The organism is Brevundimonas sp. TWP2-1 (genome assembly GCF_049897645.1).
Taxonomy (GTDB): domain Bacteria; phylum Pseudomonadota; class Alphaproteobacteria; order Caulobacterales; family Caulobacteraceae; genus Brevundimonas.
Genome location: NZ_JAFCWR010000001.1, coordinates 899,693 through 923,021 on the forward strand (window position 1 = coordinate 899,693; position 23,329 = coordinate 923,021).

Consider the following 23,329-nt stretch of genomic DNA (forward strand, 5'->3'; position numbering starts at 1 on the left):
CAACGCCCACACAGCTGCACGCCATGCCTCGCCTTCTCACCTATAATGTCCATCGCTGCGTCGGCACGGATCGACGGCTGGATGTCGGCCGTATCGTCGCCGTCATCGGCGAGTTCGAGCCAGACATCGTCTGTCTTCAGGAACTGGACGTCGGCCGCGTTCGCACCGGCAGCGTGGACCAGGCGCAGGCGATCGCCACAGGTTTGGCCATGACCTCACGCTTTCACCCGGCGATGCGGGTCGAGACCGAACAGTATGGCGACGCCATCCTGACCCCCCATCCTGAACGCCTGATCCGCGCCGGCGCCCTGCCCACCGTATCCGGCATTCCGGGCCTTGAGCCGCGCGGCGCCATCTGGTCCGAGATCGAGATCGACGGGGCCGCCATCAATGTCCTGAACACCCATCTGGGCCTGGTCCCCCGCGAACAGCGGCTTCAGGCGGCAGCGCTGGCCGGCTCGGGCTGGGTCGGCGCCTGCACGGGACCGACGCTGCTGGCGGGCGACTTCAACGCCACCTCCATCACCCGCCCCTATCAGACCCTGTGCCGCAGCCTTCAGGACTGTCAGCGTCAGCTTGGCTTGAAGCCCAGCGTGAAGACCTTTCCCTCGGCCTTCCCCGCCATCCGCATCGACCACTGTTTCGTCAGTTCGGAAATCCGCATCCGCGCGGTGCGCTCGGCCTTTTCGCCCCTGGCGCGCGTGGCCTCGGACCATCTGCCGCTGATCATCGATTTCGATGTGGTTCAGCCCGGCGCGTGACCGCCCTCGGACGCCGGTCGGGTGCGTTGGGACCGTTTCAGCCGCTTCCACGGCCGCCAGGCGTCGGTCGAGGAGGTCGGGTCGCCTAACTGCCACTCGGCGAACATCCGCTGGATGCGCGTCGGCGGGTCAGACCCTAGCGGCTTCAGCCGATCCGTCTCGAAGCTGCAAATCGCCGCCCCGACCGAGCCGAATACGCCCTCGACCGCCGCATAATCCTTAGTCGCCACGCCCAGCCAGTGGGCGATGGTGCGGTGACGATAGGCGGTGATCACGGCTCGCCCGGCGTCATCCGTCGGCTCGGCGGCGATGTCGCACTCCGAGTCCAATCCCATCGAGCGGTTGTTCAGGTTCGTGGATCCGATTCTCAGCAGCCGGTCGTCGATGATCGTCACCTTGGCGTGGACGATGATCCGGTCGCCATGCTCCGTCAGGGGGGCGAAAGCGAAGAAGCGGTTGTAGGTGTCGGCCTGCTCAAGCCGATGCAGCACCTCGGCCCGCGCCGTGTCCATGGTCAGGCTGTCGAACCAGCTGGGGCTTTTCGCCGTCGAGATGACGATCACCTGCGGCCCGTCCACCTCGGCCAGCCGTTCGGCCAGGGCGGCGGCGATGATCGGCGAGGTGAAATACTGGTTCTCGAAATAGATCAGTCGCTTGGCGCGACGAATGGAGTCCAGATGCAGCGCCTCGTTTTCGCGCACCTCGTGACGACCGGACCATTTGGGCTCGGTGCGGGCGATGCCGACCGGCACGTCGGTCATCTGCACCGGTACGCCATCCGGCCAAGGATCGCCTTCGACCTCATCCGGAGTAGTGCGTTCCCACGTCGCCTTGAACCAGCGCTCCCGCGCCAGATCGCCCAGCGCACGCGCCGCCGGCCCGTCCATCACGGCCATGACCTCATGCCGGGCCTTGCAGATCAGGCCGCTGGGCAGGGCGCGGCGCGGATCGCCGTCCAGATGCTCGTCGGAATCCCAGCGGTCGGTCGAGATGTCTCCGCCGCCGCAGAAGGCCACCTTGTCGTCGATGACGATGACCTTCTGATGGTGACAGGCGCCGATCGGCCCCGGCGAGTCCAGCCGGAACTCGACCATTCGCTTGCGGAACCAGCGCTGCGCCCGGTGAGGATAAAAGCCCTGCGACGCCGCGATCAGCAGCGGCGACTTCCAGATCAGCAGTCGCACGTCCAGATCCGGCTTCTTCTTCACCATCATGCGCAACTGGCGACCGATCTCGGCTGATTTGTCACCGGGCCGTGTCTCTGGGTCCAGGTGCGTGCGGGGATCGAACTGCCAGCCTAGCAGGACGATGGACCTCTCGGCCTTGTGCAACGCCGACGACAGGGCGTCGAAATAGGCCTCGTTCTCCATCAGCACCGAAAAACGATGCGCGACCGCAGAGGTCCACAGGCCTGGACCGGGCTCCAGAAGACTACCTTCGTAACTGTCGCCGCCTTGCGTCATGCGACCCATCTGCCTGATTCGCGTGACACGGTGTCGGAGCGTCCGCATCCTCCGTTCCACGCACGTCTCGTCGGGTCAATCTTTCAGGGCGGGATTGTGACGTTCGTCGATTTGGCGCATAAGGAGCGTAGCCATACAGGCAGCGAGGGAGGGTAGAATGCAGGGGCTTGTCGAACTGATCGCTGGCTTCATCGCCCTGCTGGCCGCCGTCGTCCTGTCGCAGTTCGGCGTAGACACCCACACACCGAACCATGCCGACCGCGAAGTGCGCCGTGTCGCCGAGTGTCGCGACGCCGGATCACAAGCGCCCCTGCTGTCCGAAACCCAGCGCGACTGCTGATCGCATCGCGCCTTCTGGTGCGTCGGCGCAGCGGTTCATCGACAGGTTGCGGTCTTGAGTCGGTTTCGTCCGCACCAATCATGCTCTAGGGTTTCCTCGGCGCTGTCGGACGCCCGCGTAGAGATCGAGTTTTAGAGCTGATGAAGTCTCCCAAACGGCCGCCGCTTAAGCTGACCGACGACGAAGGCGTTACGCCCGTCGAACTGTCGATCACGGACGAGACGCCGTCGGATGATGCGACTTCAGAACTCGAACCGATCCCCGAGCCTGATTTTGAAATCATTCAGCCGACGTTCGAGGCGCCCCCGTTCGATCCACCCATGTCCGAGCGCCGTCGCCGTCGCCTGTTGGAAGAACAACGCCTCGCCGAGGAACGCGCCCTGGCGGCGGAACGTGGCCCCATCGAGCCGGAGCCGATGGCAACGCCTGAACTGAGCGCAGAGCCTATGCCGGAATCGACCGCCGCCGTCGAAATGGCCGTCGCCGCAGGAAAGCCGCCCGCAACCTTCGAACTGTCCAACCCGCCGACCGTAAAGACGGTCGCAGCCAAGACTCAGCCCGAACCTTCCGGCCGGCACGCCTATCTGATCTCCGGCATCGCTTCGGCGCTCTGGATCGGCGGCGTCACGTCCTGGGCCGCCTATGAGTTCGGCGCCGGCGGGACGGAGCTGGATCCGCTGCGGATCGCCATCTATGTCCTGATCGCCCTGGCCCCGGCCGGTCTGGCGATCATGCTGGCCCATGCCGTGCGTCAGGGGGCCGGCCTCGCCGCCGAGACCCGTCGCGCCCGGCAACTGGCCGAAGCCCTGGTCGCCCCGACCGCCCTGGCCGCGCAGCAGACCGGCGAAGTCCTCCAGTCGCTGCGTTCCGACATCGACCATGCGACGCTGGCGGCCGAACGCGCGCGCAACGACATGGCCCTGCTTCGTGAAGCGCTTTCGCAGGAAACCACGCGTCTGAACGAGGCGGCCGAGAACGCGGGCCGCACCGCCCGACGCCTGACCGAAAACCTGGGGCGCGAGCGCGACCAGATGCAGACCCTGGGCATCCATCTGGACACCCAGGCCGCCGGCGTCATCGACGCGGTGGAACGGCAATCCCGCATGGTCGCCGACGCCTCCGACCTGGCGCAGGCGCAACTGCGTGAGGCCGAGGCCGCCCTGGCCGCCCGCGCCGCCGATCTGGCCGCCGCCGCCGGCGAGGCCCAGGACGCCGCGCGGATCGCCTCCGACGATCTGGCGCGCCAGACGATCCGTCTGGAAAACGCCGGCACCGGCGTGGCCGAACAGATTCAGTCTGTCGAAGAAGGCCTGGGCCAGCAACGCGCCGCCCTGGTCACCGCCGCCTACGCCCTGCGCACCGATCAGGAGGACTTCTCCGCCCAGGTCGAGAGCCAGCGCGCGCAGTTGATCGAACACCTGTCCGCCACGCGCACCGCCGCCGGCGATCTGGATCGCACGTCCCAGACCTCGGTCGAGTCGATGCGCGACCTGGTCGAGGCCGCCGCCGATCAGTTCCGCGCCCTGGTGGACATGTCGCAGCGCGAGGCCGACGGTTTCGATTCAGCCACCAAGGTCGCCCTGGACCGCTTCGAAGCCCTGGCGGCCGAGGCTCGCGACGCCCTGATGGAAGAAACCCGCCGCGCACTGGAGCAGATGCGGGCCACGGCCGAGGATTCCCGCGCCGCCGCCGCCGACGCCGCTGAACAGGCCCGTCTGCGCACCGACCGCCTGGGTGAATCCCTGTTCGAAGCCGCCCAGAAGGCCGATACGGCCGCCGACGCCCGCATCGCCGACGCTCGCCGTATCGTCAACGAAACCTCCGGCCTGGTGGACGAGGCCGGCGAGCGGATGGCCAATCGACTGGAGACCCTGGTCACGAGACTGAGTTCGGCCCTGTCGGAGATCGACACCGCCGTCGCCGACATCGACGAACGCGCCGCGCGCTTGCCGCAGGAGGCCCGCGCCCGCGCCGACGCCGTCCGCGCCACGGTCGAAGACGGTCTCGCCGCCCTGTCCGCCGCTTCGCGCAAGGCGGCAGAAGATACTGAGGCGCTGGATGTCGGCTTCCAGGAACGGGTGCGTCGCAACTACGACATGCTGACCGAGGCCGTGCGGCTGATGGGCGTGGTGTCGGGCGACGCGTCGCCACAACGCCGTCGCGAGCCGCCCCCGGAAATCGAAGCGCATCCCGAGCCTCGCGCGTCGCGCATGTCACCGCCGGAGACGCCGCCAGAAGAGCGCCGGTTCGGCCTGCGCAGTCGCCTGCGGCTGGAACCCGCCGAAACTCCGCGTCCACCGTCGGAAAATCGGCTGGACTGGAGCGATCTGATCTCAGGCGACGACGAGAACGAGGCGCCGCTGGAGTTGGATACGCCCTCCCCTTCGCCCGCCGAAGCCGAGGCCCTGTCCGAGCGCGTGGCCGCCGCCATCCGGCGCATGGGCGTGGATCCCAACGCCCTATTGCCCCGCTCGCGCGTCGAAGAAGCCGCGCGCGCCATCAGCAACGGCGATCCCGACGCCGCGCGCCAGATCGTGCGCCGTGTCGCCCCGGCCGCCGTGCGTAGCGTCTCGCGCCGCGTGCTCAGCGACGCCGAACTTCGGGCCGACGCCGAACGCTATGTCCGCAACTTCGCCGTCATGTTGAACGCCTCGGCGCGTGCGGGCGACAGTGCGGCGGTGCAGACCAGCCTGGCCTCCGACGGCGGCCGCGCCTTCATGTTGCTGGATGCGGCCGTCGGCGACCTGGGTTAAGGATCATCAGGACTTGACCGCGTTCGGAAGTTGCCGCCTCTTGCGCGTCACCGAACTGTCATGGATGGGGCTATGGCCGGCACGATGAACGAGATCGACGGCTCTGGCAGCGTTGACCGCCGCCCTGGCATCATCATCTGCACCTACGATGGCGAAGACGACGGCTGGGATCTGGTCGAGAATCTGTCCGGCGAAATCTGGAGCCCCATCGGCGCCCGCGCCGTGCCCATCGCCGCCGCCGACCCCGACGAACTGGTCTCGACCCTGGTCGCACGCCTGAGCAGCGGCGATTGCCGCGCCGTCTTGCTGGTCGGGCGCACGCACAAGGGCTCCGGTTTTCGGGTTCAGATGCGCGCCGAGAACCGCACGCTGGATTACAAGAACCGCCTGTCCAGCACCGGCCCCGGCATCGCCCGCACCACCGCACCCGTCGCCGACATGCTGCGCGCCCTGACCGCCGCCGGCCTGCAAGCCGACGCGTCGTCGGAGGCCGAGGAAGATGTCGGCTCCTACCTTCTCTACCGCGTGCTGGCGGACCTGCCGGACGGCCCGCTGACGCCCTCCGTGGGCCTGTTGCGCGCGGCTGCGCCAGCCAACGAGGCCGCTGTGCGCAAGGGCATCAAGGCCGCCGCCTCCGCGATGGCCAGCCATCTGACGCCGCTACCACGCGCCGGTTAACCCTTCCTGATCACAGACATTCGAGATGCGCCGGGTTAGGGTTCTCGAATGCCAGTGAGTCGCAATCTGATCGTTTTCGCCGCCCTGAACGGCGCCATGGCCGTCGCCGTCGGGGCCTTCGCCGCGCACGGGGCCGGGCCGCAGATCAAGACCCTGCTAACCACAGGCGCCCAATATCAGATGGTCCACGCCGTCTTCGCCTTCGGATGCGCCCAGTGGATCGCCGGCGGGCGGTTGGCGCAGATCGCCGGTTGGCTCGGCGCCTTGGGAGGCTTGATCTTCTGCCTCTCCCTGGCCTTGATCGCCTTCCTCAGCGCCCCCGCCTTCGGCGCGGTTGCACCGGTGGGCGGCCTGCTGATGATCGCCGGCTGGGTCTGCCTGGCCATCGCCGCGCTTCGTTCCTAATCGCTTCGTCCTCGCAGAAAGACCGCCCCTCCATGGCCTTCCCTACGCCCGCCGAGCCGCGTCGTGTGCTCCACCCCGAGATCGAATCCTATGCCTCGGGCTGGATGACGACCGAGGGCGTGCACGAAATCTATTACGAGGAATCCGGCAATCCGGACGGTCTGCCCGTCCTGGTCCTGCACGGCGGACCGGGCGGCGCGGTGAACCCCGGCATGCGTCGCTTCTTCGACCCGGCCGTCTATCGCATCATCATGTTCGATCAGCGCGGTTGCGGCCTGTCGCGGCCCCATGCCTCGCTTGAGGACAACACCACCTGGACCCTGATCGACGACATCGAGCGTCTGCGGGTGCTCTGTGGCATCGACAAATGGGTTGTGTTCGGCGGCTCTTGGGGTTCGACCTTGTCGATGGCCTACGCCATCACCCATCCTGATCGGGTCATCGCCCTGCTGCTGCGCGGCATCTTCCTGCTGACGAAGAAGGAACTGCACTGGTTCTACCAGGACGGCGCCTCGATGATCTTCCCCGACGCCTGGGAACGTTTCGTCGCCCCCATCCCCGAGGCCGAGCGCGGCGACCTGATGGCCGCCTATTACAAACGTCTGATCGGCGACGACGCAGCCGAGCGCGAACGCTGCGCCGTGGCCTGGTCCAGCTGGGAGGGCGAAACCGTCAGCGTCGAGGGCCCCAACGCCCGGCCGGACAAGTTCGCGGAGCCTGATTTCGCCGTCGCCTTCGCCCGGATCGAGAACTGGTTCTTCACCAACGCCGGCTTCTTCGAGGAAGACGGCTGGCTGCTCAAAAACGTGGACCGGATGCGTCACATCCCGTGCTGGATCGCCCAGGGGCGGTTCGACGTGGTCACGCCGATCTCGGGCGCCTGGGCTCTGCACCGCGCCTGGCCAGAGGCCCATCTGGACATCGTGGGCGACGCCGGCCACGCCTCGTCCGAGCCGGGTATCGTCGACAGCCTGGTCCGCGCCGCCGACTGGGCCGCGACCCTCCAGGCGTGAAAAGCCGCCGCGCCCAACAGCGCGGCGGCTCTCCTTGTCTTAGAAATCAGAACCGCTTTGCGCTGCGGTCGTCGATGCTCCACGCGCCGGGACCGGCCGTGAAGATGTAGAGGAAGACGAAGCAGAACAGGATGGCCGCATCGCCGCCGTTCACCGCCGGATAGGGGCTGCTCGGGAAGTGGAACATCCAGTAGGCGACCGCCATCTGGCCCGAGGCGATCAGTGCAGCCGGTCGTGTGAACAGGCCCAGGATCAACAGCAGGCCGGTGACCAACTCGATCAGGCCGCCGATGCCGAACAGCGACAGCAGCTCCTGCTGACCCGGCTCGGCCCCGGCGGGAAAGCCGAACACCTTGACGACGCCATGCGCTAGGAACAGCAGGCCGGAGACGATCCTCAGCGCCGCCAGCGCGTGAGAAGACCAGCCATTCACTTGATTGAACATTTCTTTCCTCGGCTTTCAAAAGCGGACGTCACGGTCGGAACGGGTCCGACCGTGAAGCTTGACCCTAAAATCAGGCGGCGTCCACCAGCACGATCTCGGCGTCCGACAGCGCCTTGACCGTCACCACATCCTCCTGGGCGATGGCCGCGCCGTCGCGAGCGCTCAGCTTGATGCCGTTGACCTCGACCTCGCCCTTTGCCGGCACCAGATAGGCCCGGCGGTCGGCGCCCAGCGGATAGTCGGCGCTGTCGCCCGCCTTCAACGTCGCCGCCACGATCCGCGCATCGGTGCGGATCGGCAGGGCATCCGTATCGCCCTCGAAGCCCGAGGCCAGGACCACGAACTGGCCCGAACGTTCGCCTTTGGGGAAGGGCTTGGAGCCCCAGCTGGGCGCCTCGCCACGCTTGGTCGGCTCGATCCAGATCTGGAAGATCCGCGTCAGCTCCGGCTCGGCATTGTATTCGGCGTGGCGGATGCCGGTGCCCGCGCTCATGACCTGGACATCGCCTGCCACGGTGCGGCCCTTGTTGCCCAGGCTGTCCTCATGGGTGATGGCCCCATCGCGGACATAGGTGATGATCTCCATGTCGGCGTGCGGATGCGGCGGAAAGCCAGAGCCGGCGGCGATCTCGTCGTCGTTCCAGACCCGCAGATTGCCCCAGCTCATCCGCTTGGGATCATAGTAGTTGGCGAAGGAGAAATGGTGTTTGGCGTTCAGCCAGCCGTGGTTGGCGCCGCCGAGGGATTCAAACGGTCTACGCTCGATCATCGAACTCGTCCTTTCGCGTCGGAACCGTCCGACGCCTTTGCTTGACGCCAAGATAGAGATCGGCGACCGAACAGAAATAGAAACAATCGAAACTCATCGTTTCACGACGCGGAGCCGCCCATGTCCCGCCTGCCCGACCTCGAAGCCTTGGCCATCTTCGCCAAGGTCGCCGACAGCCAGTCGTTCTCCGGCGCGGCCGAGACCCTAGGCCTGTCCAAGGCCACGGTGTCCAAGGCGGTGACGCGGCTGGAGCAGCAGCTGAAGACCACCCTGCTCCATCGCACGTCGCGCCGGTTCGCCCTCACCGACGCGGGTCGAACCCTGGCAGCCCGCGCCGCCCATATGCTGGCCGAGGCCGAGGGCGCGGTGTCCGAGGCGTTGGACATGTCCGTCACCCCGCGCGGCCTGGTGCGGCTGGCGGCGCCCATGTCGTTCGGCATGGCCTATGTCGCGCCTGCCCTGCCCGAGTTTCTGGCCACCCACCCGGACGTGTCCATCGACCTGCACCTGTCGGACGAGGTGATCGATCTGGTCGGCGGCGGCTTCGACTGCGCGCTGAGGATCGCGGCCCTGGCGGATTCGTCCCTAACGGCGCGCAAGCTGCGGCCCGTGGCGCGCGCCCTGGTGGCCTCGCCGTCGTATCTGGAACAGCGCGGTCGCCCGACCCACCCCGACGACCTGGCTCGCCACGCCTGCCTCGGCTACGCCTATATGCCCAGCCCCGACACCTGGCGGTTCACCAATGATGCAGGCGAAGAGGTCGTCGTGCATCCCCGCGGGCCGCTGCGGGCCAACAACTCCGACGCCCTGACCGCCTCGCTGTGCGCGGGGCTGGGCCTCTTCCCCCAGCCGGACTTCATCTACTGGAAGGACGTCGCCGACGGCTGTCTGGAGACGGTAATGACCGACTGGCGCCTGCCGCCGATCGCGCTGCATCTGGTGGCGCCCAGCGGCGGCCCGCGTCCCGCACGGGTCACCGCCTTCATCGATTATCTGGCCGCCAAGTTCAGCGGGCCGCTCTGGCCCGGCGACACCGTTGGACGCTGAACCCTTAGCCGCACTTCACTTCGCGCACGATGCTGGTCGCCTCGTCATAGACGAAGTTCACCCGGTTCTCGCGGTAGTCCATCGTCGCCGCGCAGGTCGTGCACAGAACCCGGAAGGTCTGGCCCGCAGGCGCGGTGGGGATGGTCGAGCGGTTGCGCCCGACATAGCTCTGATAGTCTTCGACCTTGCAGGCCTTGAAGGCCGTTTCCGAACCCGGCGCGGGCTCGGCGGTTTGCGTCGGCGCACAGGCCGACAACGCCAATGCGCCGGCGGCCATCAGGGTGCTCACGATAATCTTCATAGTCTTCTCCTTCGCGTCAGCCGCAGCGAACCTGTTCGATGACGCCGGTTTGCTCATTGTACAGAATGTTCAGCCGATAGGCCGAGAAGTCGTGGGTGACCGGGCAGGTAGTGCAGGTCACGCGTCTGTTCACAACGTCCACCGGGACCGGGATTTCGGTGCGAGACCGGCCGACGAGATACTGCATCTCGCCCGCCTTGCAGACATCGTCGGTCTGTGCGGTCGGCATGCGGCTGCCGACCGGCGGATTCATCTGTGCCTGTTCGATGGTGCGAGGCGCAGGCGCATCGGCGACAGGCGTCGAACAGCCCGCCAGCAGAACCATCCCGATCAGGCCGCCTTTTCCCAGCGCCCTTCGTCGGTCTGACGCCAGTAGGCCAGGTTCGCGCCCTGCCCCTTCAAAGTCTTCCAGCGCCCGCGCGCGTGCTGCAACGCCGGCTCGTCCCGACCGTCGAAAATAATGAAGCATCGTTCGAACCCTTCCGTCGCGCCCAGTTCTGCGTCGTCAACGATGAACAGCGCCTGAGCGCCGTTCAGGTTCTCTCCCGATTCGCTCAACAGCACAGGCTGACGATCCGCATTGGGCTGATCCGCCCGCCCGTGCGGCAGGAAACTGTCGTCACGAAAAGTCCACAGCGTCTCGTCGACCTCGTCCAGCCGATGCGAATGCGACGACTTGATCAGCGCCCGCCAACCCCGCTCGATCGTTTTTTCGAGCAGGGTCGGCAGCACCTGATCCAGCGTCGACCGCTCCAGGTGGTAGAACCAGATTTCGGGCTTGTCGCTCACCCGGCTCTACCTCCGGCGATCAGGCTTCGTAAGTGTCGGCGACCATGCGATCCAGCGTGCGCACGGCGAAGCCGACGCCGCCTTCCGGCACGGTGGGGCTGGGGCTCTTGTTGGCCCAGGCGGTCGGGGCGATGTCAAGGTGCGCCCAAGGCACGCCGTTGGTGAAGCGTTGCAGGAACAAGGCGGCGGTGATCGAGCCGCCGGCGCGGCCGTTGCCGGTATTCTTCACATCGGCGATCTTGGAATCGATGTGCTGCTCGTAGATGGCCGGGATCGGCATGCGCCAGAAGTTCTCGCCCACCTTCTTCGACGCCGCCAGGATCGGATCGGCGACATCGTCGGAGTTGGAGAAGACGCCTGCGTAGTCCAGGCCCAGGGCCACGATCATGGCGCCTGTCAGGGTGGCCAGGTCGATCATGAACTTCGGCTTGAAGCGCTGCTGCGTGTACCAGAGGGCGTCGGCCAGAACCAGGCGACCCTCGGCGTCGGTGTTGATCACCTCGACCGTCTGGCCCGACATCGACACGACCACGTCGCCCGGACGCTGGGCGTCGCCGTCCGGCATGTTCTCGACCAGGCCCAGAACGCCGATGACGTTCGCCTTGGCCTTGCGGCTGGCCAGGGCGATCATGGTTCCGGTCACGGCGGCCGCGCCGCCCATGTCCCACTTCATGTCTTCCATGCCGTCGGCCGGCTTGATCGAGATGCCGCCGGTGTCGAAGCAGACGCCCTTGCCGACGAAGGCCAGGGGCTGGGCCCCCGCTTCGCCGCCGTTCCATTTCATGATCGCCAGCTGGCTTTCGCGACGGCTGCCCTGGCCCACACCCAGCAGGGTGCGCATGCCCAGCTTCTCCATCTCGGCCTCGCCGAGGATTTCGACCTCCAGGCCCAGGCTCTCCAGCGCCTTGACGCGCTTGGCGAACTCGGCCGGATACAGGACGTTGGCGGGCTCGGACACCAGGTCGCGAGCGAAGATCACGCCGTCAGCCACGGCCGACAGCGGCTCCAGCGCAGTCTCGGCGGCGCGCAGGTCGGAGGTGACGACGCGGATCGCGGTGATCGACGGAATCTTGTCCGGCTTTTGCGTCGTGCGATATTTGTCGAAGCGATAGGCGGCCAGACGCGCGGCGAAGCCGACGCGGGCGGCCTGCTCCGGCGCCAGGTCGGAAGCGTCGATGGTCAGAACCTCGGCGCCCGACAGTTTCACGGCCGCATAGGCGTTGCCGCCGAAAGCCTCGACCGCCAGATCGTCCAGCTTGTCCTTGGCGCCCGCGCCGACCAGCAGCACGGTATCGGCGTTAACGCCGGCCGGTGCGGCGACGCTCAGGCTCTGGCCGGCCTTGCCGGTGAAACGGCCCTTGCCGGCCGCCTTGGTAAGGGCGCCGCTGGTCTTGGCGTCCAGAGCGGACCCAGCCGGCGTAAACGCACGGTCTTCAAAAATCGGAACCGCCAGAATCTCGGCGGCGTCCACGGCGGCGACGAACTCGATCTTCATTCAAACAACTCCAGCCAGGCCCCACCCGGCGTCTGCAAAAGGCAAAAAGACAACGGCGCGTCTGCTTGTCGCGGACGCGCCCTGATGTGCTACTAGATGCGCCTCAATATCGCCGCCTGCAACCGGGCGAAGTCCAACCGCCCATGAACCTGATTCAAAGATACCTTTTCCGCCAGATCCTGTTCCCCGTGATCGCTGCGTGCGCAGCCTTGGCGGGAATTGGGATTCTGAGCCAGAGCCTCGACCAACTCCAGGTCATCGTGGAGCGGGGTCAGAGCGTGTGGGTCATGATCAGATTGACCCTGCTGGCCCTGCCGCAACTGCTGTCGGTGATTCTGCCCATCGGCCTTTTCGTCGGCGCCCTGATCGCCCTGACGCGGTTGCAACGCGAACAGGAACTGACGGCGGCTTTCGCCGGCGGCATGACGCGCTGGCAGTTGATCTCGCCCGCCGCCCGCATCGCTGTTCTGGTCGCCTTGGTCACCCTGCTGGTCAACGTCTTTATTCTGCCGTGGGCGCAGCAGGAGGCCCGGCGTCAGGCCTTCGACATCCGCACCGACCTAGCCGCCCTGCTGGTCGAGGAAGGCCAGTTCGTCCAGGCGCCGGACGGCCTGACCGTCTATGTGCAGCAGATCGAACAGAACGGCCTGCTGAAGAACCTGTTCGTCTATCTGGACGACAAGGACAAGGTCACGACCTGGAACGCCTCCGAGGCTCGGTTCAGCCGTGACGCAGGCGGGACGCCGGTCCTGACAATGCTCGACGGCTCGGCCCAGCGTTACTCGTCGGGCGGCGTGCTGGAGACCCTGTCGTTCGGCCGATACGACTTCTCGCTCGCCCCCTTCGTCGGCGTCACCGACACGATCCGCTACAAGCCGACGGACCTTTATCTGCGCCAGTTGCTGAACCCGACGGCCAAGGTGATCGAAGTCGCCGGATCGCGGGGTGAACTGTTGGCCGAGGCCCATTCGCGCCTGTCCTCGCCGCTCTATGCCCTGGTCGCCATGGCTCTGGCCCTGTCCGCAATCCTGGGCGGCGCCTTCAGCCGCACCGGCTATACGCTGCGGATCGCCAAGGCGGCGGGCCTGTTCCTGCTGCTGCGCGTCATCGGCTATGGCCTCGTCGCCGCCAGCGCCTGGAATGGCTGGATGAACATTCTTCAATATGTGGTGCCCGTCATCGCCATCGCCGTCGCCCTGCGCGTCCTGTTCCGCGCGCTGAAGCCGCGACGCAGCAAGCGCTGGCTCTTCGTGCGCGACCTGAAAGCGAGGTTCGCATGACCACGGCGCTCATGCCGGCCCGTCGTTCGCCGCATATTCCCCGTCTCGGCGGGATTGAACGCTATGTGCTGGTCCAGCAGCTCAAGTCGCTGGGCGTGGCCCTGGCCGTGATCTCGGCCCTGGTCATGCTGATCGACTTCGTCGAGGTCTCGCGCGGCGTCGGCTCGGCTCAGGATCTGTCGGCGGTGCGGATCTTCGGTCTGGTGCTGCTCAAGTCGCCGTCGGTGATCGTGCAACTGATGCCGTTCGTCTTCCTGTTCGGCACCCTGTCGGCCTTCATCAGTCTGAACAGGCGCAGCGAGCTGATCGCCATGCGCGCCGCCGGGGTGTCCGCCTGGCGCTTCGTCCTGCCGGCCGCCGGCATGGCCTTTGTCCTGGGCGTGCTGACCGTAACCGTGCTGGGACCGCTGGCCTCGGCCGGCGACGGCCTGTGGCAACGCGAACGCGCTCGCATCTCCGGCACGGCGCCCGGCGGCGACCCCAAGGAGGCGATCTGGCTGCGCGAAGGCGACGACCAGCGTCAGATGATCATCCGCGCCGGACAGCAGGACCGCGCCAACGCCCGCCTGCTGAACGTCAGCTTCTTCATCTACACGACCGCACCCGGCGGCGGCCGCACCTTCTCCGAGCGGATCGACGCCAAGTCGGCCTCGCTGAATGCGGGCGCCTGGCGCTTGACCGACGCGGTCGGCGCCCAGATCGGCCAACGCGCTGTGACCTATTCCAGCCTGACCCTGGTCTCCAGTTTGGCCGACGAAGAGGCCTTCGACCGTTTCGCGCGCCCGCAATCGACCCCCTTCTGGTCCCTGCCCAACCAGATCAGCCGGATCGAGAACGCCGGCTTTACCTCCACGGCCTACCGCCTGCGCTTCCAGCAGCTTCTGGCCACGCCGCTGGTGTTCGCCGCCATGTCCATCTTGGCCGCCGCCTTCTCGCTTCGGCTCATGCGCCTGGGCGACCTGGCGCGGATGAGCGTGTCCGCCGTGGTCCTGGGTTTCGCCTTCTTCTTCCTGAACCAGTTTTCTTCGGCGATGGGATCGGCCGAGGTCGTGGCGCCCTTTGTCGCCGCGTGGCTCCCGCCCGTTCTGACGGCGCTCGCAGCCTTTACCTTGCTGTTCTATACCGAAGACGGCTAATCGGGCGCTCGCTTCTCAGAATACGGATGGCCTATGCAGGGTGATCGCCGCGATCGGCGCTTCAACGCTTTCAGAGCAAGGCTTCTCGCCGGTGCGACCCTGGTCGCCTGCGCGCCCTTCGCCATGCCTGTTCTGGCGCAAACCGTTCCGGCCGCGACCACGACCGCGCCTGCCGACGGCCTGCCGCCCGAAGCCGTCTATGTCGATGCCGACAATGCCCGCCGCGAGGGCGACAACATCGTCGTCAGCGGCACGCCCGAAAACCGCGCCTATGTGCGCACCCGCGGCCATGTGCTGCGCGGCGAGAATCTGTCCTATGACCTGAACGCCGGTTCGGCGACCGGCGAAGGCCAGGTCGAGGCGATCGCGCCTGACGGAACGGTCGTCTACGCCAGCCGTCTCGAACTGGACAAAGACCTGACCACCGGCGTCGCCGTCGATTTCGCCACGCGCCTGTCGAACGGCGCCAGCCTGATGGCCGCCACGGCCGTGCGCCGCAGCGAAAACGTCAACGAACTGAACTACGCCCGCTTCACCCCCTGCCCCATCTGCGACGACGGCGGGCCGAAGACTCCGACCATCTCGATCCAGGCCGAGAAGGTGGTGCAGGACGAGCAACTGCGAGCCATCCTGTATCGCAACGCCGTCTTCTACATCGGTCCCGTACCGGTCTTCTACACCCCCTTCTTCGCTCACCCCGACCCCACGGTAGAGCGGGCGTCGGGCTTCCTGGTGCCGATCGTCAACTATGACGAAGGGCGCGGCGTCTCGGTCGAGGTTCCCTACCTCCACGTCGTCTCGCCGTCCGAGGACTGGTTGATCAGCCCCCAGATAAACACCTCCGTCGCCCCGCTGCTGAACCTGCAATGGCGCCGCCGGTTCGCCAACGGCATGATCGTGGCGCGCGGCGGCTATACCTACGCCCGCGAGTTCGGCGATTTCGATCTGGACGGCGACGGCGACTTCGAGAGCAACGTCGATTTCGGCGACCGCAAAAGCCGCAGCTATCTGCTGTCGCACGGCGAATTCGATCCGTCCGGCCCTTGGCGCTTCGGCTTCACGGCAGAGCGCACCTCGGACAAGACTCTGTTCGACCGCTACGATATCCGCGATCCCTATCAGGACAACGGCCTGTACTACGGCGACCGCCGACGCCTGATCAGCCAGATCTACGCCGAGCATCAGACCGACCGCTCCTATGTTTCGGTCGCCGCCTTCTCGATCCAGAGCCTGCGCCTGAACCCCGCCTTCGCCGCGAACGACTTCCGCGACGCCAACGGCTTCAAGGTGTTCGAGAACGACGACACCCTGCCCCTGGTCGCGCCGCTGATCGATGCGCGGTGGGAGCCGCACGAACTGGTCTTCGGCGGGCGTCTGCGCCTCAAGGGCTCGGCCGTTTCGCTTTATCGCGACGCCTTCGTTGGGACTCCGATTCTCAACCCCGAGATCGTGCCGGCCGTCACGACGGGTCTTAGCGGCGTCGACAGCCGCCGCATCACGGGACAGATGGAATGGCGTCGCACCGTCATCCTGCCGGTCGGGATCCGCGTCGAGCCCTTCATCGACACCCGCGTCGATCTCTATTCCATGTCCGACCTGCCGCCGATGCTGGGCATCGACAGCGACGCGACCGTCAGCCGCTCGCGCCTCAGCGCCGGCGTGGATGTCAGCTATCCTCTGGTAAAGCGCATCAGCGACGCCGACATCATCCTTGAGCCGGTCGGCCAGCTTTCGGTCTCCAACAAGGTCAGCCTGGATCGCCGCATCCCCATCGAGGACTCCCAGGTTCTGGAACTGGACGAATCGTCCCTGTTCCGCATGGATCGCTTCTCGGGCTACGACCTGCTGGAGGGCGGCGTGCGCCTGACCGCCGGCGGACGCGCCACCATCCGCTGGGCCGAGGGTCGCAAGGCCAGCCTGTTCGTCGGCCGCAGCTATCGCTTCGACCAGCAGGACGAGTTCCGCACCTCGATCCCCGACGATCCCGCGCGCCTGTATGATCCGACGGGTCTGGCCGCCGAAACGTCCGACTGGGTGGTTCAGGGCGACTATTCGCCGTCCGACCGCATCCGCAGCTGGGTTCACGCCACCATCGACGGCTCGGGCGACGTGCGTCGCGCCGAGGCAGCCGTCGATGGCCGCTGGGGCCGTCGCAACCTGGCCACCGTCAGCTACATCCTGGATCAGTCGAATCCGATCGATGGCGTGCTGAACAGGAACTACGAGTTCGTCCAACTGGCGGGTCAGCAGTTCGTCTATGGCGACTGGGGCGTCGCGGTCGCCGGCATCGCCGATCTGGATCAGAACGAGATCACCCGATCCGAAGTCGGCGTGCTCTTCGACGACGATTGCCTTCGCTTCGAACTGGGCTACCGCCGCGACAATACCCGTGCGCGGCCCGGCGGCCCGTCGGAAGGCATCTATGTGCGCCTAAACCTCGCCACTTTCGGAGGTTCAGGTTATGGACAGGGCGATATGCGTTGAGCATGACGCTTTACGGGGCGCGACCGCCTGCCGGCCTGGCTGGCGGACCGCTGTGAGGAATCAGGACGACCAATGGGTTTGATGCGTTATTCGACGGGGGCTGCGCTCGCGGCGTTCCTGCTCGCCGGTTCTGCCCATGGCCAGACGGCGCCCGCGCCCGTTCAGGCTCCCGCGCAAGGCCCTGCGGCCGGCGCGCCCAATCCTGCTGGGGAGGAGGCGCCCGCCACCGCTCGCGCCGAACCCCAGTTCGAGATGGCCGACGGCATCGTCGCCACCGTCAACGACAAGATCATCACCGGCTATGATCTGCGCCAGCGCATGCTGATGCTGATCGCCTCATCCCAGGTCCAGCCGACCGAGCAGAATCTGCCCGCCATCCAGCAGGCCGCCCTCAACGCCCTGATCGAAGATCGCCTGAAGACCCAGGAGATGGCCAAGTTCGAGAGCCTGAAGGTCACGGACGAAGAGGTCGATGCCGAGATCGCCGAAATGGCGCGTGCGGCCGGCACGGCGCCCGCCGCCTATCTGCAGTTCCTGCAACAGGGCGGCATTCAGCCCGCCGCCTTCCGCGAGAACCTGCGCACCCAGATCGGCTGGGGTCAGCTGATTCCCGGCCGTTTCAACAGCCGCGCCCGCCCCAGCACCCTGCAGGTCGATCAGGAAGTCCGTCGCCTGAACGAAGCCGCCTCCAAGCCACAGTTCCTGATCGGTGAAATCTACATCGACGCCGCGCGCGTCGGCGGCGCCCAGGCGGCGCTGAACGGCGCCCGTCAACTGGTGCAGCAGATCATCGGCGGCGCGCCTTTCCAGGCCGTCGCGCAACAGTTCTCCTCGGCCCCGTCCGCCAACGCCCGCGTCCCCGGCGACGCCGGCTGGGTGGTGAAAGATTCGCTGCAACCGGCCGTTCAGACCGTCCTGGAACAGCTTCAACCGGGTCAGTTGTCCAACCCCATCGTCGTCGATGGCGGCGTCTACATCCTGTATCTGCGTGACAAGCGCGACGGCGCCTCGACCAGCCTGGTCTCGCTGCGGCAGGTCATGGTCGAACTGCCCGAAACCGCCTCGGAAGCCGATGTCGCGGCCGCCGACGCCAAGCTGGAAGCGATGCGGACCGGCCTGACCTGCGACAACATCATCTCCCAGGCGCGCGCGACCGAGGGCGTCCTCGGCGCCGACCTGGGCGAATCCGACGTCGCCAACCTGGCGCCCCAGTTCCAGCAGTTCGCCCGCACCGGCGAGATCGGCACGGTCTCCACGCCGATCCGCACACCGCTGGGTCTGCACCTGGTCGCCGTCTGTGGTCGTCGCGTGGGCGGCCCGGAAGCGCCGAACCGCCAGCAGGTCGAAAACCGCCTGCGCGCTCAGAACCTGGCCGTGCTTGAGCGTCGCTATCTGCGTGACCTGCGCAGCGACGCCCTGATCGAGTTCAAATGACCCCAGCGGTCGCGCCTCTGGTCCTGACGCTGGGCGAACCCGCCGGCGTCGGGCCCGAGATCGTGGCCGCCGCCTGGAAGACGCTGAACAGCAAGACCTTCGCCTTCGCCGTCATCGGCGACGCCGCTCTGCTGCGCGCCCAGGGCGTTCCCGTCGTCGAGATCAATGGCCCCGGCGACGCCCAAGGCCGCTTCGCCTCCGCCCTGCCGGTCATCCACCGTCCGCTGCCCGCGCCGGTCGAGGTCGGACGCCCCGACCCAGCCAACGCCGCCGCCGTCGCGGACGGTATCGAAGAAGCCGTCAGCTTCGCCCTGTCCGGCGAGGCGTCCGGCGTCGTCACCGCCCCCATCGCCAAGGCGCCGATGTACGCCTCAGGCTTCCGTTTTCCCGGCCATACCGAGTTCATCGCCGAACTGACCGCCGACGCCCCCTATTCCGGCACGCGCGGGCCCGTGATGATGCTGACGGCGCAAAACCTGCGCGCCTGCCTGGTGACCATCCATGTGGCCTTGGACCAGGTGCCGGAACTGGTCACGGCCGAGCGCGTCGCCCGAACCGCCCGCGTGGTCCATGAAAGCCTGAAGCGCGATTTCGCCATCGCCCGTCCGCGCCTGGCCATGGCCGCCCTGAACCCCCACGCGGGCGAAGGCGGTGCGCTCGGTCTTCAGGAACTCGACATTCTGATCCCTGTCGCCGAACAACTCCGCGCCGAGGGAATCGACATCACCGATCCCAAACCGGCCGACACGATGTTCCATGACGAGGCCCGCGCGACCTACGACGCCGCCATCTGCATGTATCACGACCAGGCCCTGATCCCGGTCAAGACGCTGGACTTCTGGGGCGGGGTGAACGTCTCGTTGGGCCTGCCCATCATCCGCACCTCGCCCGACCACGGCACCGGTTTCGACATCGCAGGCAAGGGCGTCGCGCGCGCCGACAGCCTGATCGCCGCCATTCGTCTGGCTTCTGAGATGGCGGCGGCGCGCGCCGCGCGCTAACAGGGCGTGTGACCGACCTTCCCTCCCTCCGCGAAACCCTCGACGCCCACGGCCTGCTGGCCAAGAAGAGCTTCGGCCAGCATTTCCTGCTGGACCTCAATGTGACGCGCAAGATCGTCCGCCTCGCCGGCCCGTTCGACGGCCGGGCCGTGATCGAGGTCGGCCCCGGCCCCGGCGGCCTGACCCGCGCCCTGCTGGAATCCGACGCGGGCCCCGTGGTTCTGGTCGAAAAGGATCCGCGCTTCATTCCCCTGCTGACCGAACTGGACGACGGCTCCGGCCGCCTGACCATCGTCGAGGCCGACGCCCTGAAGGTGAAGGAGGCCGATCTGGTCTGCGGCCCCGCCCATATGGTCTCCAACCTGCCCTACAACGTCGGCACGGCCCTGCTGATCAAATGGCTGACCGGTCCCTGGCTGCCCTACAGCCTGACCCTGATGTTCCAGAAGGAAGTCGCCGAGCGCGTCGCCGCTGCGCCGGGCGACGACGCCTATGGCCGCCTGGCGGTCATTTCCCAGGCCGTCTGCACCGCCCGCATCGTCATGCACCTGCCCGCCGCCGCCTTCACCCCGCCGCCCAAGGTGGCCTCGGCCGTGGTCCATCTGGTCCCGCTGGACGAGCGCCCATCGCCTGAACGCCTGAAGAAGCTGGAACGCGTCACCGCCGCCGCCTTCGGCCAACGCCGCAAGATGCTGCGATCCAGCCTGAAACAGCTGGGCGGCGCGGCCCTGTGCGAGGCCGCCGGCATCGAGCCGGACGTGCGGGCTGAAACCGTGGACGTGGCGGGCTTCCTGCGTCTGGCGGATGCTCTGGCATGACCGTCGAACCCTTCCGCGCCATCACCATCAGCCGCCTAGCGCATCAGTTGAAGGCGAAAGGCCGGTCGATCATCCATATGGAATTCGGCCAGCCCTCGACCGGCGCGCCCGCCGCGGCCATCGCCCGCGCGCATGAGGTGCTGGACGCCGACGCCATGGGCTATTGGGAAAGCCCCGACCTCCGCGCCCGGATCGCACGCCTGTATGACGACCGCTACGGCGTCATGGTCGATCCCGACCGCGTTCTGCTGACCTGCGGCGCCTCCCCCGCCCTCGTCTTGGCGCTCAGCACCCGCTTCAGGCCGGGCGACCGCATCGCCCTGGCTCGCCCCGGCTATGTCGCCTATCGCAACACCCTGCGCGCCCTGCATCTGGAACCGGTCGAGATCGCCTGCGGTCCCGAAACCCGGTTCCAGCTGACCGCCGCCCAACTGGAAGCCCTGGATCCCGCCCCCGCCGGCGTCATCATCGCCAGCCCCGCCAATCCGACGGGCACCATCATTCCAGACGCCGAACTCGCCGCCATCGCCGAGGTCTGCCGCGCGCGCGACATCGCCATCGTCTCGGACGAGATCTATCACGGACTCAGCTACGTCGGCCCGACCCCGTCGATGCTGCAGTTCGCGCCCGACGCCGTGGTGATCAACAGCTTCTCCAAATACTGGAGCATGGCCGGCTGGCGCCTGGGATGGCTGCTGGTCCCAGAGGCCCGGATCGACGCCGCCCGCGCCTATATCGGCAACATGTTCCTGACCCCGCCGTCGCTCAGCCAGCACGCCGGCCTCGTCGCCATGGACGCGGTCGATGAGTTGGAAGGCCATATCCACAACTACGCCCGTAACCGCCAGTTGATGCTGGACGCCCTGCCCGCCCTGGGCCTGAAAAAGATCGCGCCGCCGGACGGCGCCTTCTACATCTGGGCCGACATCGGTCATCTGACGAACGACAGCGTGGCCTTCTGCGAACGATTGCTGCGCGACACCGGCGTCGCCACCGCGCCCGGCGTCGACTTCGACCCCGTCGACGGCCATCGTTTCATCCGCTTCAGCTTCGCCGTCTCGACGCCGGAGATTGAAGAGGCGCTTAACCGCCTGCGCCCCTGGTTCGCAGCCTTGACCTAAGCGGCTTCGGCCTGCCCGCCCGACGACGTCGCCTTGTGCAGGGCGTCGTAGAGCTTGCGAGGCTCCAGCGGCTTGGCCAGCCAGTCCGTCATCCCCGCCGCATAACAGGCCTGAACCTGCGCATCCTCGGTCCCCGCGCTGAACCCGATCACCGGAACCGCAGCGTTGATGCCCCCCGACGCTCGCAGACGGCGCGTCGCCTCATTGCCGTCTATGCCCGGCATGTTCACATCCATCAGCACGACGTCGAACGGCCGTTCGGCCAGCAGCGCCAGAGCCAGATGACCGTCCGAGGCTGTCGCCAGGTCCACGTCCAGCGGCTGGAGCACCAGGGCGATGGTGCGACGGTTGATCTCGTGATCGTCCACGGCCAGCACCCGGATACGGCGCGCCAACACCGGCGCCGAGGCATCCAGGCTGTTCTCGGCTTCCGTCGGCTCGCCCGCAGGCAGGTCGACGCACAGGGTGAAGGCGGCCCCCTGTCCCGGCACGCTCTCGACCGTCAGGTCACCGCCCATCAATCGCGCCAGCTCGCGGCTGACGGTCAGGCCCAGCCCCGTCCCGCCATAGGTGCGCGCCACCTCGGCCGATCCTTGCGCGAACGGCGTGAACAGTCGGCTCATGGCTTCAGGCGTGATGCCTGCCCCCTGATCGGTGACAGTCAGGGTCAGACGATGGCGGTCATCGGCGCGAGGCGCTGCGGCCTGCAGCCGGATCGTGCCGGCCGGCGTGAACTTGATCGCATTCGACACCAGATTGTTGATGATCTGGCGCAGACGATAGGGATCGCCCCGCAGCCAGACGGCGTCCCCTTCGCCCCCCGACATCTCCAGCGTCAGTCCCTTCTCCGCCGCCGGCGCCGCCCAGAACCGCGCCGTGTCGCGCATCAGGTCGCCCAGTTCGAAGTCGCGGCTCTCCATCGACATCGCCCCGGCCTCCATCTTGGAGTGGTCCAGCAGGTCGTTCAGCATCCCGGTCATCAGCTGTCCGGCGTCAATGATCAGGTCGGCGGTCTCCTCGCGTTGCTCGGGCAGTTTGCCGCCGCGAATGACGTGGGCGCCGGCCAGGATGGCGCTGACGGGCGTGCGCAGTTCGTGGCTGACGATTGCCGCCATTGCCGCGCGATCCGCCATGGCCGCCTGCGCCTGCTCGAGCCTCTGCTCGGCTTCTGCGCGCGACTGGATCTCAGCCTGACGTGCAGCGTGCACCCGCCAATAGACGTTCAGGATCGCCCCCGCGAACAGGGCGGCCGACAGGGTCATCACCACGACGCCGTGGGTGTCGCCCTGAAGGATCTTGACCACAGGCATCAGCGTCAGCACCGCCAGATAGGGTCCGCCGCCGATGAAGAAGATCGTGCGCGAGCCGATCCCGGACGCCACATTGGTCAACAGACCGCCCGCCAGCGTCAGGGCGGCCAAGGTCACCAGGGCCGGATGATTGGACGACCAGATGATCAGCGCCATGCCGCCATAGGTCGTCGCCATCAAGGTTGTGGAGGCCAGGGCCAGTGCGACCCAAAACCGTCGGCGGGAAGGTTCTGCACGCCTGAATGGCGCCATGGCGACTAATTCGAACGCCTGAACCAGCAGCGCGACGGCAAGCCAGAGTGGAATCCACCGTCCCATGTCGGCCGCATACATCGCCCAGGCGACCACGACTGCCAGCAGAAGCCTCACCGGAACCTGCTTGACGCGTTCCTTGGCGCTGCTAGCCAAGAGAGGCCCGATTGAATCCAGAAAACGCATGATACCCCCGTTCACCGCCTAACGTTACGTCAAGAGGGCGAACAGGAC

Annotated in this window: 22 protein-coding genes; 14 read left to right on the top strand and 8 right to left on the bottom strand. The window is 67.0% G+C overall.

Translation table 11 applies throughout. The annotated features are described in order from the left end of the window. Positions 1-23 precede the first annotated feature (23 nt). On the top strand, positions 24-761 hold the full coding sequence (locus ACP7BH_RS04510; RefSeq protein ID WP_425983327.1) for an endonuclease/exonuclease/phosphatase family protein: 738 nt from the start codon (positions 24-26) through the stop codon (positions 759-761). On the opposite strand, the gene ACP7BH_RS04515 is transcribed toward ACP7BH_RS04510, so the two are convergent. After that, positions 746-2,233 carry a phospholipase D-like domain-containing protein gene (locus tag ACP7BH_RS04515; RefSeq protein ID WP_425983325.1) on the bottom strand — a complete coding sequence of 496 codons (1,488 nt, stop codon included), beginning with the start codon at positions 2,231-2,233 and terminating at the stop codon, positions 746-748. The two genes, ACP7BH_RS04510 and ACP7BH_RS04515, sit on opposite strands and share 16 nt — an antisense overlap. 148 nt (positions 2,234-2,381) lie before the next feature. On the opposite strand from ACP7BH_RS04515, the gene ACP7BH_RS04520 reads away from it, so the two are divergent. From ACP7BH_RS04520 to pip, 5 genes are all read left to right on the top strand, one after another. Next, entirely contained in the window at positions 2,382-2,564 is a 183-nt protein-coding gene (locus ACP7BH_RS04520) for a hypothetical protein (protein ID WP_425983324.1), read from the top strand. A 140-nt stretch (positions 2,565-2,704) separates the two neighbouring features. Continuing rightward, complete coding sequence (locus ACP7BH_RS04525) at positions 2,705-5,317, top strand: tipN (protein WP_425983322.1); 2,613 nt, start codon at positions 2,705-2,707, stop codon at positions 5,315-5,317. A 72-nt stretch (positions 5,318-5,389) separates the two neighbouring features. Continuing rightward, positions 5,390-5,995 (top strand): hypothetical protein, encoded by a 606-nt coding sequence (locus ACP7BH_RS04530; RefSeq protein WP_425983320.1) that lies wholly within the window; start codon positions 5,390-5,392, stop codon positions 5,993-5,995. A 48-nt stretch (positions 5,996-6,043) separates the two neighbouring features. After that, entirely contained in the window at positions 6,044-6,400 is a 357-nt protein-coding gene (locus tag ACP7BH_RS04535; protein WP_425983318.1) for a DUF423 domain-containing protein, read from the top strand. Between the two features lie 32 nt (positions 6,401-6,432). Further along, positions 6,433-7,413, top strand: coding sequence for a prolyl aminopeptidase (pip, locus tag ACP7BH_RS04540; protein WP_425983316.1), 981 nt, complete (start codon positions 6,433-6,435; stop codon positions 7,411-7,413). 46 nt (positions 7,414-7,459) lie between these two features. On the opposite strand, the gene ACP7BH_RS04545 is transcribed toward pip, so the two are convergent. Further along, positions 7,460-7,858 (bottom strand): DoxX family protein, encoded by a 399-nt coding sequence (locus tag ACP7BH_RS04545; protein WP_425983314.1) that lies wholly within the window; start codon positions 7,856-7,858, stop codon positions 7,460-7,462. Between the two features lie 70 nt (positions 7,859-7,928). Beyond that, positions 7,929-8,627 carry a pirin family protein gene (locus tag ACP7BH_RS04550; protein ID WP_425983313.1) on the bottom strand — a complete coding sequence of 233 codons (699 nt, stop codon included), beginning with the start codon at positions 8,625-8,627 and terminating at the stop codon, positions 7,929-7,931. A gap of 120 nt (positions 8,628-8,747) precedes the next feature. Here ACP7BH_RS04550 and ACP7BH_RS04555 point away from each other — a divergent pair, with 120 nt between their 5' ends. Next, positions 8,748-9,674: a LysR family transcriptional regulator gene (locus ACP7BH_RS04555; protein ID WP_425983311.1), complete on the top strand. Its 927-nt coding sequence runs from the start codon at positions 8,748-8,750 to the stop codon at positions 9,672-9,674. Positions 9,675-9,678: 4 nt separating this feature from the next. On the opposite strand, the gene ACP7BH_RS04560 is transcribed toward ACP7BH_RS04555, so the two are convergent. From ACP7BH_RS04560 to ACP7BH_RS04575, 4 genes are read right to left on the bottom strand one after another with little or no spacing between them, the layout of a single operon-like run. Next, the gene (locus ACP7BH_RS04560) at positions 9,679-9,975 is read right to left on the bottom strand and encodes an I78 family peptidase inhibitor (RefSeq protein WP_425983309.1); all 297 of its coding nucleotides are present in this window, start codon (positions 9,973-9,975) and stop codon (positions 9,679-9,681) included. Between the two features lie 16 nt (positions 9,976-9,991). Next, the gene (locus ACP7BH_RS04565) at positions 9,992-10,300 is read right to left on the bottom strand and encodes a hypothetical protein (RefSeq protein ID WP_425983307.1); all 309 of its coding nucleotides are present in this window, start codon (positions 10,298-10,300) and stop codon (positions 9,992-9,994) included. Between the two features lie 5 nt (positions 10,301-10,305). Then, entirely contained in the window at positions 10,306-10,764 is a 459-nt protein-coding gene (locus ACP7BH_RS04570) for a DNA polymerase III subunit chi (RefSeq protein ID WP_425983305.1), read from the bottom strand. Between the two features lie 19 nt (positions 10,765-10,783). Next, positions 10,784-12,259 (bottom strand): leucyl aminopeptidase, encoded by a 1,476-nt coding sequence (locus ACP7BH_RS04575; RefSeq protein ID WP_425983303.1) that lies wholly within the window; start codon positions 12,257-12,259, stop codon positions 10,784-10,786. A 143-nt stretch (positions 12,260-12,402) separates the two neighbouring features. Here ACP7BH_RS04575 and ACP7BH_RS04580 point away from each other — a divergent pair, with 143 nt between their 5' ends. The 7 genes from ACP7BH_RS04580 to ACP7BH_RS04610 all read left to right on the top strand — a co-directional run bounded on the left by ACP7BH_RS04580 (position 12,403) and on the right by ACP7BH_RS04610 (position 21,533). Continuing rightward, positions 12,403-13,539, top strand: coding sequence for an LptF/LptG family permease (locus ACP7BH_RS04580; RefSeq protein WP_425983301.1), 1,137 nt, complete (start codon positions 12,403-12,405; stop codon positions 13,537-13,539). Next, positions 13,536-14,675: an LPS export ABC transporter permease LptG gene (gene lptG, locus ACP7BH_RS04585; protein ID WP_236547547.1), complete on the top strand. Its 1,140-nt coding sequence runs from the start codon at positions 13,536-13,538 to the stop codon at positions 14,673-14,675. Before ACP7BH_RS04580 ends, lptG begins: the two co-directional genes overlap by 4 nt. A 33-nt stretch (positions 14,676-14,708) precedes the next feature. Then, complete coding sequence (locus ACP7BH_RS04590; protein ID WP_425983299.1) at positions 14,709-17,159, top strand: LPS-assembly protein LptD; 2,451 nt, start codon at positions 14,709-14,711, stop codon at positions 17,157-17,159. Positions 17,160-17,231: 72 nt separating this feature from the next. Then, positions 17,232-18,593: a peptidylprolyl isomerase gene (locus ACP7BH_RS04595; RefSeq protein ID WP_425983297.1), complete on the top strand. Its 1,362-nt coding sequence runs from the start codon at positions 17,232-17,234 to the stop codon at positions 18,591-18,593. Next, complete coding sequence (pdxA, locus tag ACP7BH_RS04600; protein ID WP_425983295.1) at positions 18,590-19,594, top strand: 4-hydroxythreonine-4-phosphate dehydrogenase PdxA; 1,005 nt, start codon at positions 18,590-18,592, stop codon at positions 19,592-19,594. The genes ACP7BH_RS04595 and pdxA overlap by 4 nt, the downstream gene beginning before the upstream one ends. A gap of 8 nt (positions 19,595-19,602) precedes the next feature. After that, on the top strand, positions 19,603-20,412 hold the full coding sequence (rsmA, locus tag ACP7BH_RS04605; RefSeq protein WP_425983293.1) for a 16S rRNA (adenine(1518)-N(6)/adenine(1519)-N(6))-dimethyltransferase RsmA: 810 nt from the start codon (positions 19,603-19,605) through the stop codon (positions 20,410-20,412). After that, entirely contained in the window at positions 20,409-21,533 is a 1,125-nt protein-coding gene (locus ACP7BH_RS04610; protein WP_425983291.1) for a pyridoxal phosphate-dependent aminotransferase, read from the top strand. Before rsmA ends, ACP7BH_RS04610 begins: the two co-directional genes overlap by 4 nt. Here ACP7BH_RS04610 and ACP7BH_RS04615 read toward each other — a convergent pair. Next, positions 21,530-23,281, bottom strand: coding sequence for an ATP-binding protein (locus tag ACP7BH_RS04615; protein WP_425983289.1), 1,752 nt, complete (start codon positions 23,279-23,281; stop codon positions 21,530-21,532). The two genes, ACP7BH_RS04610 and ACP7BH_RS04615, sit on opposite strands and share 4 nt — an antisense overlap. Between the last annotated feature and the right edge of the window lie 48 nt (positions 23,282-23,329).

Excerpts from the sequence above, each read along its gene's own strand:
- ACP7BH_RS04510 (WP_425983327.1), top strand. The coding sequence starts at position 24 with ATGCCTCGCCTTCTCACCTATAATGTCCATCGCTGCGTCGGCACGGAT.
- ACP7BH_RS04515 (WP_425983325.1), bottom strand. The coding sequence starts at position 2,233 with ATGGGTCGCATGACGCAAGGCGGCGACAGTTACGAAGGTAGTCTTCTG.
- ACP7BH_RS04520 (WP_425983324.1), top strand. The coding sequence starts at position 2,382 with ATGCAGGGGCTTGTCGAACTGATCGCTGGCTTCATCGCCCTGCTGGCC.
- ACP7BH_RS04525 (WP_425983322.1), top strand. The coding sequence starts at position 2,705 with ATGAAGTCTCCCAAACGGCCGCCGCTTAAGCTGACCGACGACGAAGGC.
- ACP7BH_RS04530 (WP_425983320.1), top strand. The coding sequence starts at position 5,390 with ATGGCCGGCACGATGAACGAGATCGACGGCTCTGGCAGCGTTGACCGC.
- ACP7BH_RS04535 (WP_425983318.1), top strand. The coding sequence starts at position 6,044 with ATGCCAGTGAGTCGCAATCTGATCGTTTTCGCCGCCCTGAACGGCGCC.
- pip (WP_425983316.1), top strand. The coding sequence starts at position 6,433 with ATGGCCTTCCCTACGCCCGCCGAGCCGCGTCGTGTGCTCCACCCCGAG.
- ACP7BH_RS04545 (WP_425983314.1), bottom strand. The coding sequence starts at position 7,858 with ATGTTCAATCAAGTGAATGGCTGGTCTTCTCACGCGCTGGCGGCGCTG.
- ACP7BH_RS04550 (WP_425983313.1), bottom strand. The coding sequence starts at position 8,627 with ATGATCGAGCGTAGACCGTTTGAATCCCTCGGCGGCGCCAACCACGGC.
- ACP7BH_RS04555 (WP_425983311.1), top strand. The coding sequence starts at position 8,748 with ATGTCCCGCCTGCCCGACCTCGAAGCCTTGGCCATCTTCGCCAAGGTC.
- ACP7BH_RS04560 (WP_425983309.1), bottom strand. The coding sequence starts at position 9,975 with ATGAAGATTATCGTGAGCACCCTGATGGCCGCCGGCGCATTGGCGTTG.
- ACP7BH_RS04565 (WP_425983307.1), bottom strand. The coding sequence starts at position 10,300 with ATGGTTCTGCTGGCGGGCTGTTCGACGCCTGTCGCCGATGCGCCTGCG.
- ACP7BH_RS04575 (WP_425983303.1), bottom strand. The coding sequence starts at position 12,259 with ATGAAGATCGAGTTCGTCGCCGCCGTGGACGCCGCCGAGATTCTGGCG.
- ACP7BH_RS04580 (WP_425983301.1), top strand. The coding sequence starts at position 12,403 with ATGAACCTGATTCAAAGATACCTTTTCCGCCAGATCCTGTTCCCCGTG.
- lptG (WP_236547547.1), top strand. The coding sequence starts at position 13,536 with ATGACCACGGCGCTCATGCCGGCCCGTCGTTCGCCGCATATTCCCCGT.
- ACP7BH_RS04590 (WP_425983299.1), top strand. The coding sequence starts at position 14,709 with ATGCAGGGTGATCGCCGCGATCGGCGCTTCAACGCTTTCAGAGCAAGG.
- ACP7BH_RS04595 (WP_425983297.1), top strand. The coding sequence starts at position 17,232 with ATGGGTTTGATGCGTTATTCGACGGGGGCTGCGCTCGCGGCGTTCCTG.
- pdxA (WP_425983295.1), top strand. The coding sequence starts at position 18,590 with ATGACCCCAGCGGTCGCGCCTCTGGTCCTGACGCTGGGCGAACCCGCC.
- ACP7BH_RS04610 (WP_425983291.1), top strand. The coding sequence starts at position 20,409 with ATGACCGTCGAACCCTTCCGCGCCATCACCATCAGCCGCCTAGCGCAT.
- ACP7BH_RS04615 (WP_425983289.1), bottom strand. The coding sequence starts at position 23,281 with ATGCGTTTTCTGGATTCAATCGGGCCTCTCTTGGCTAGCAGCGCCAAG.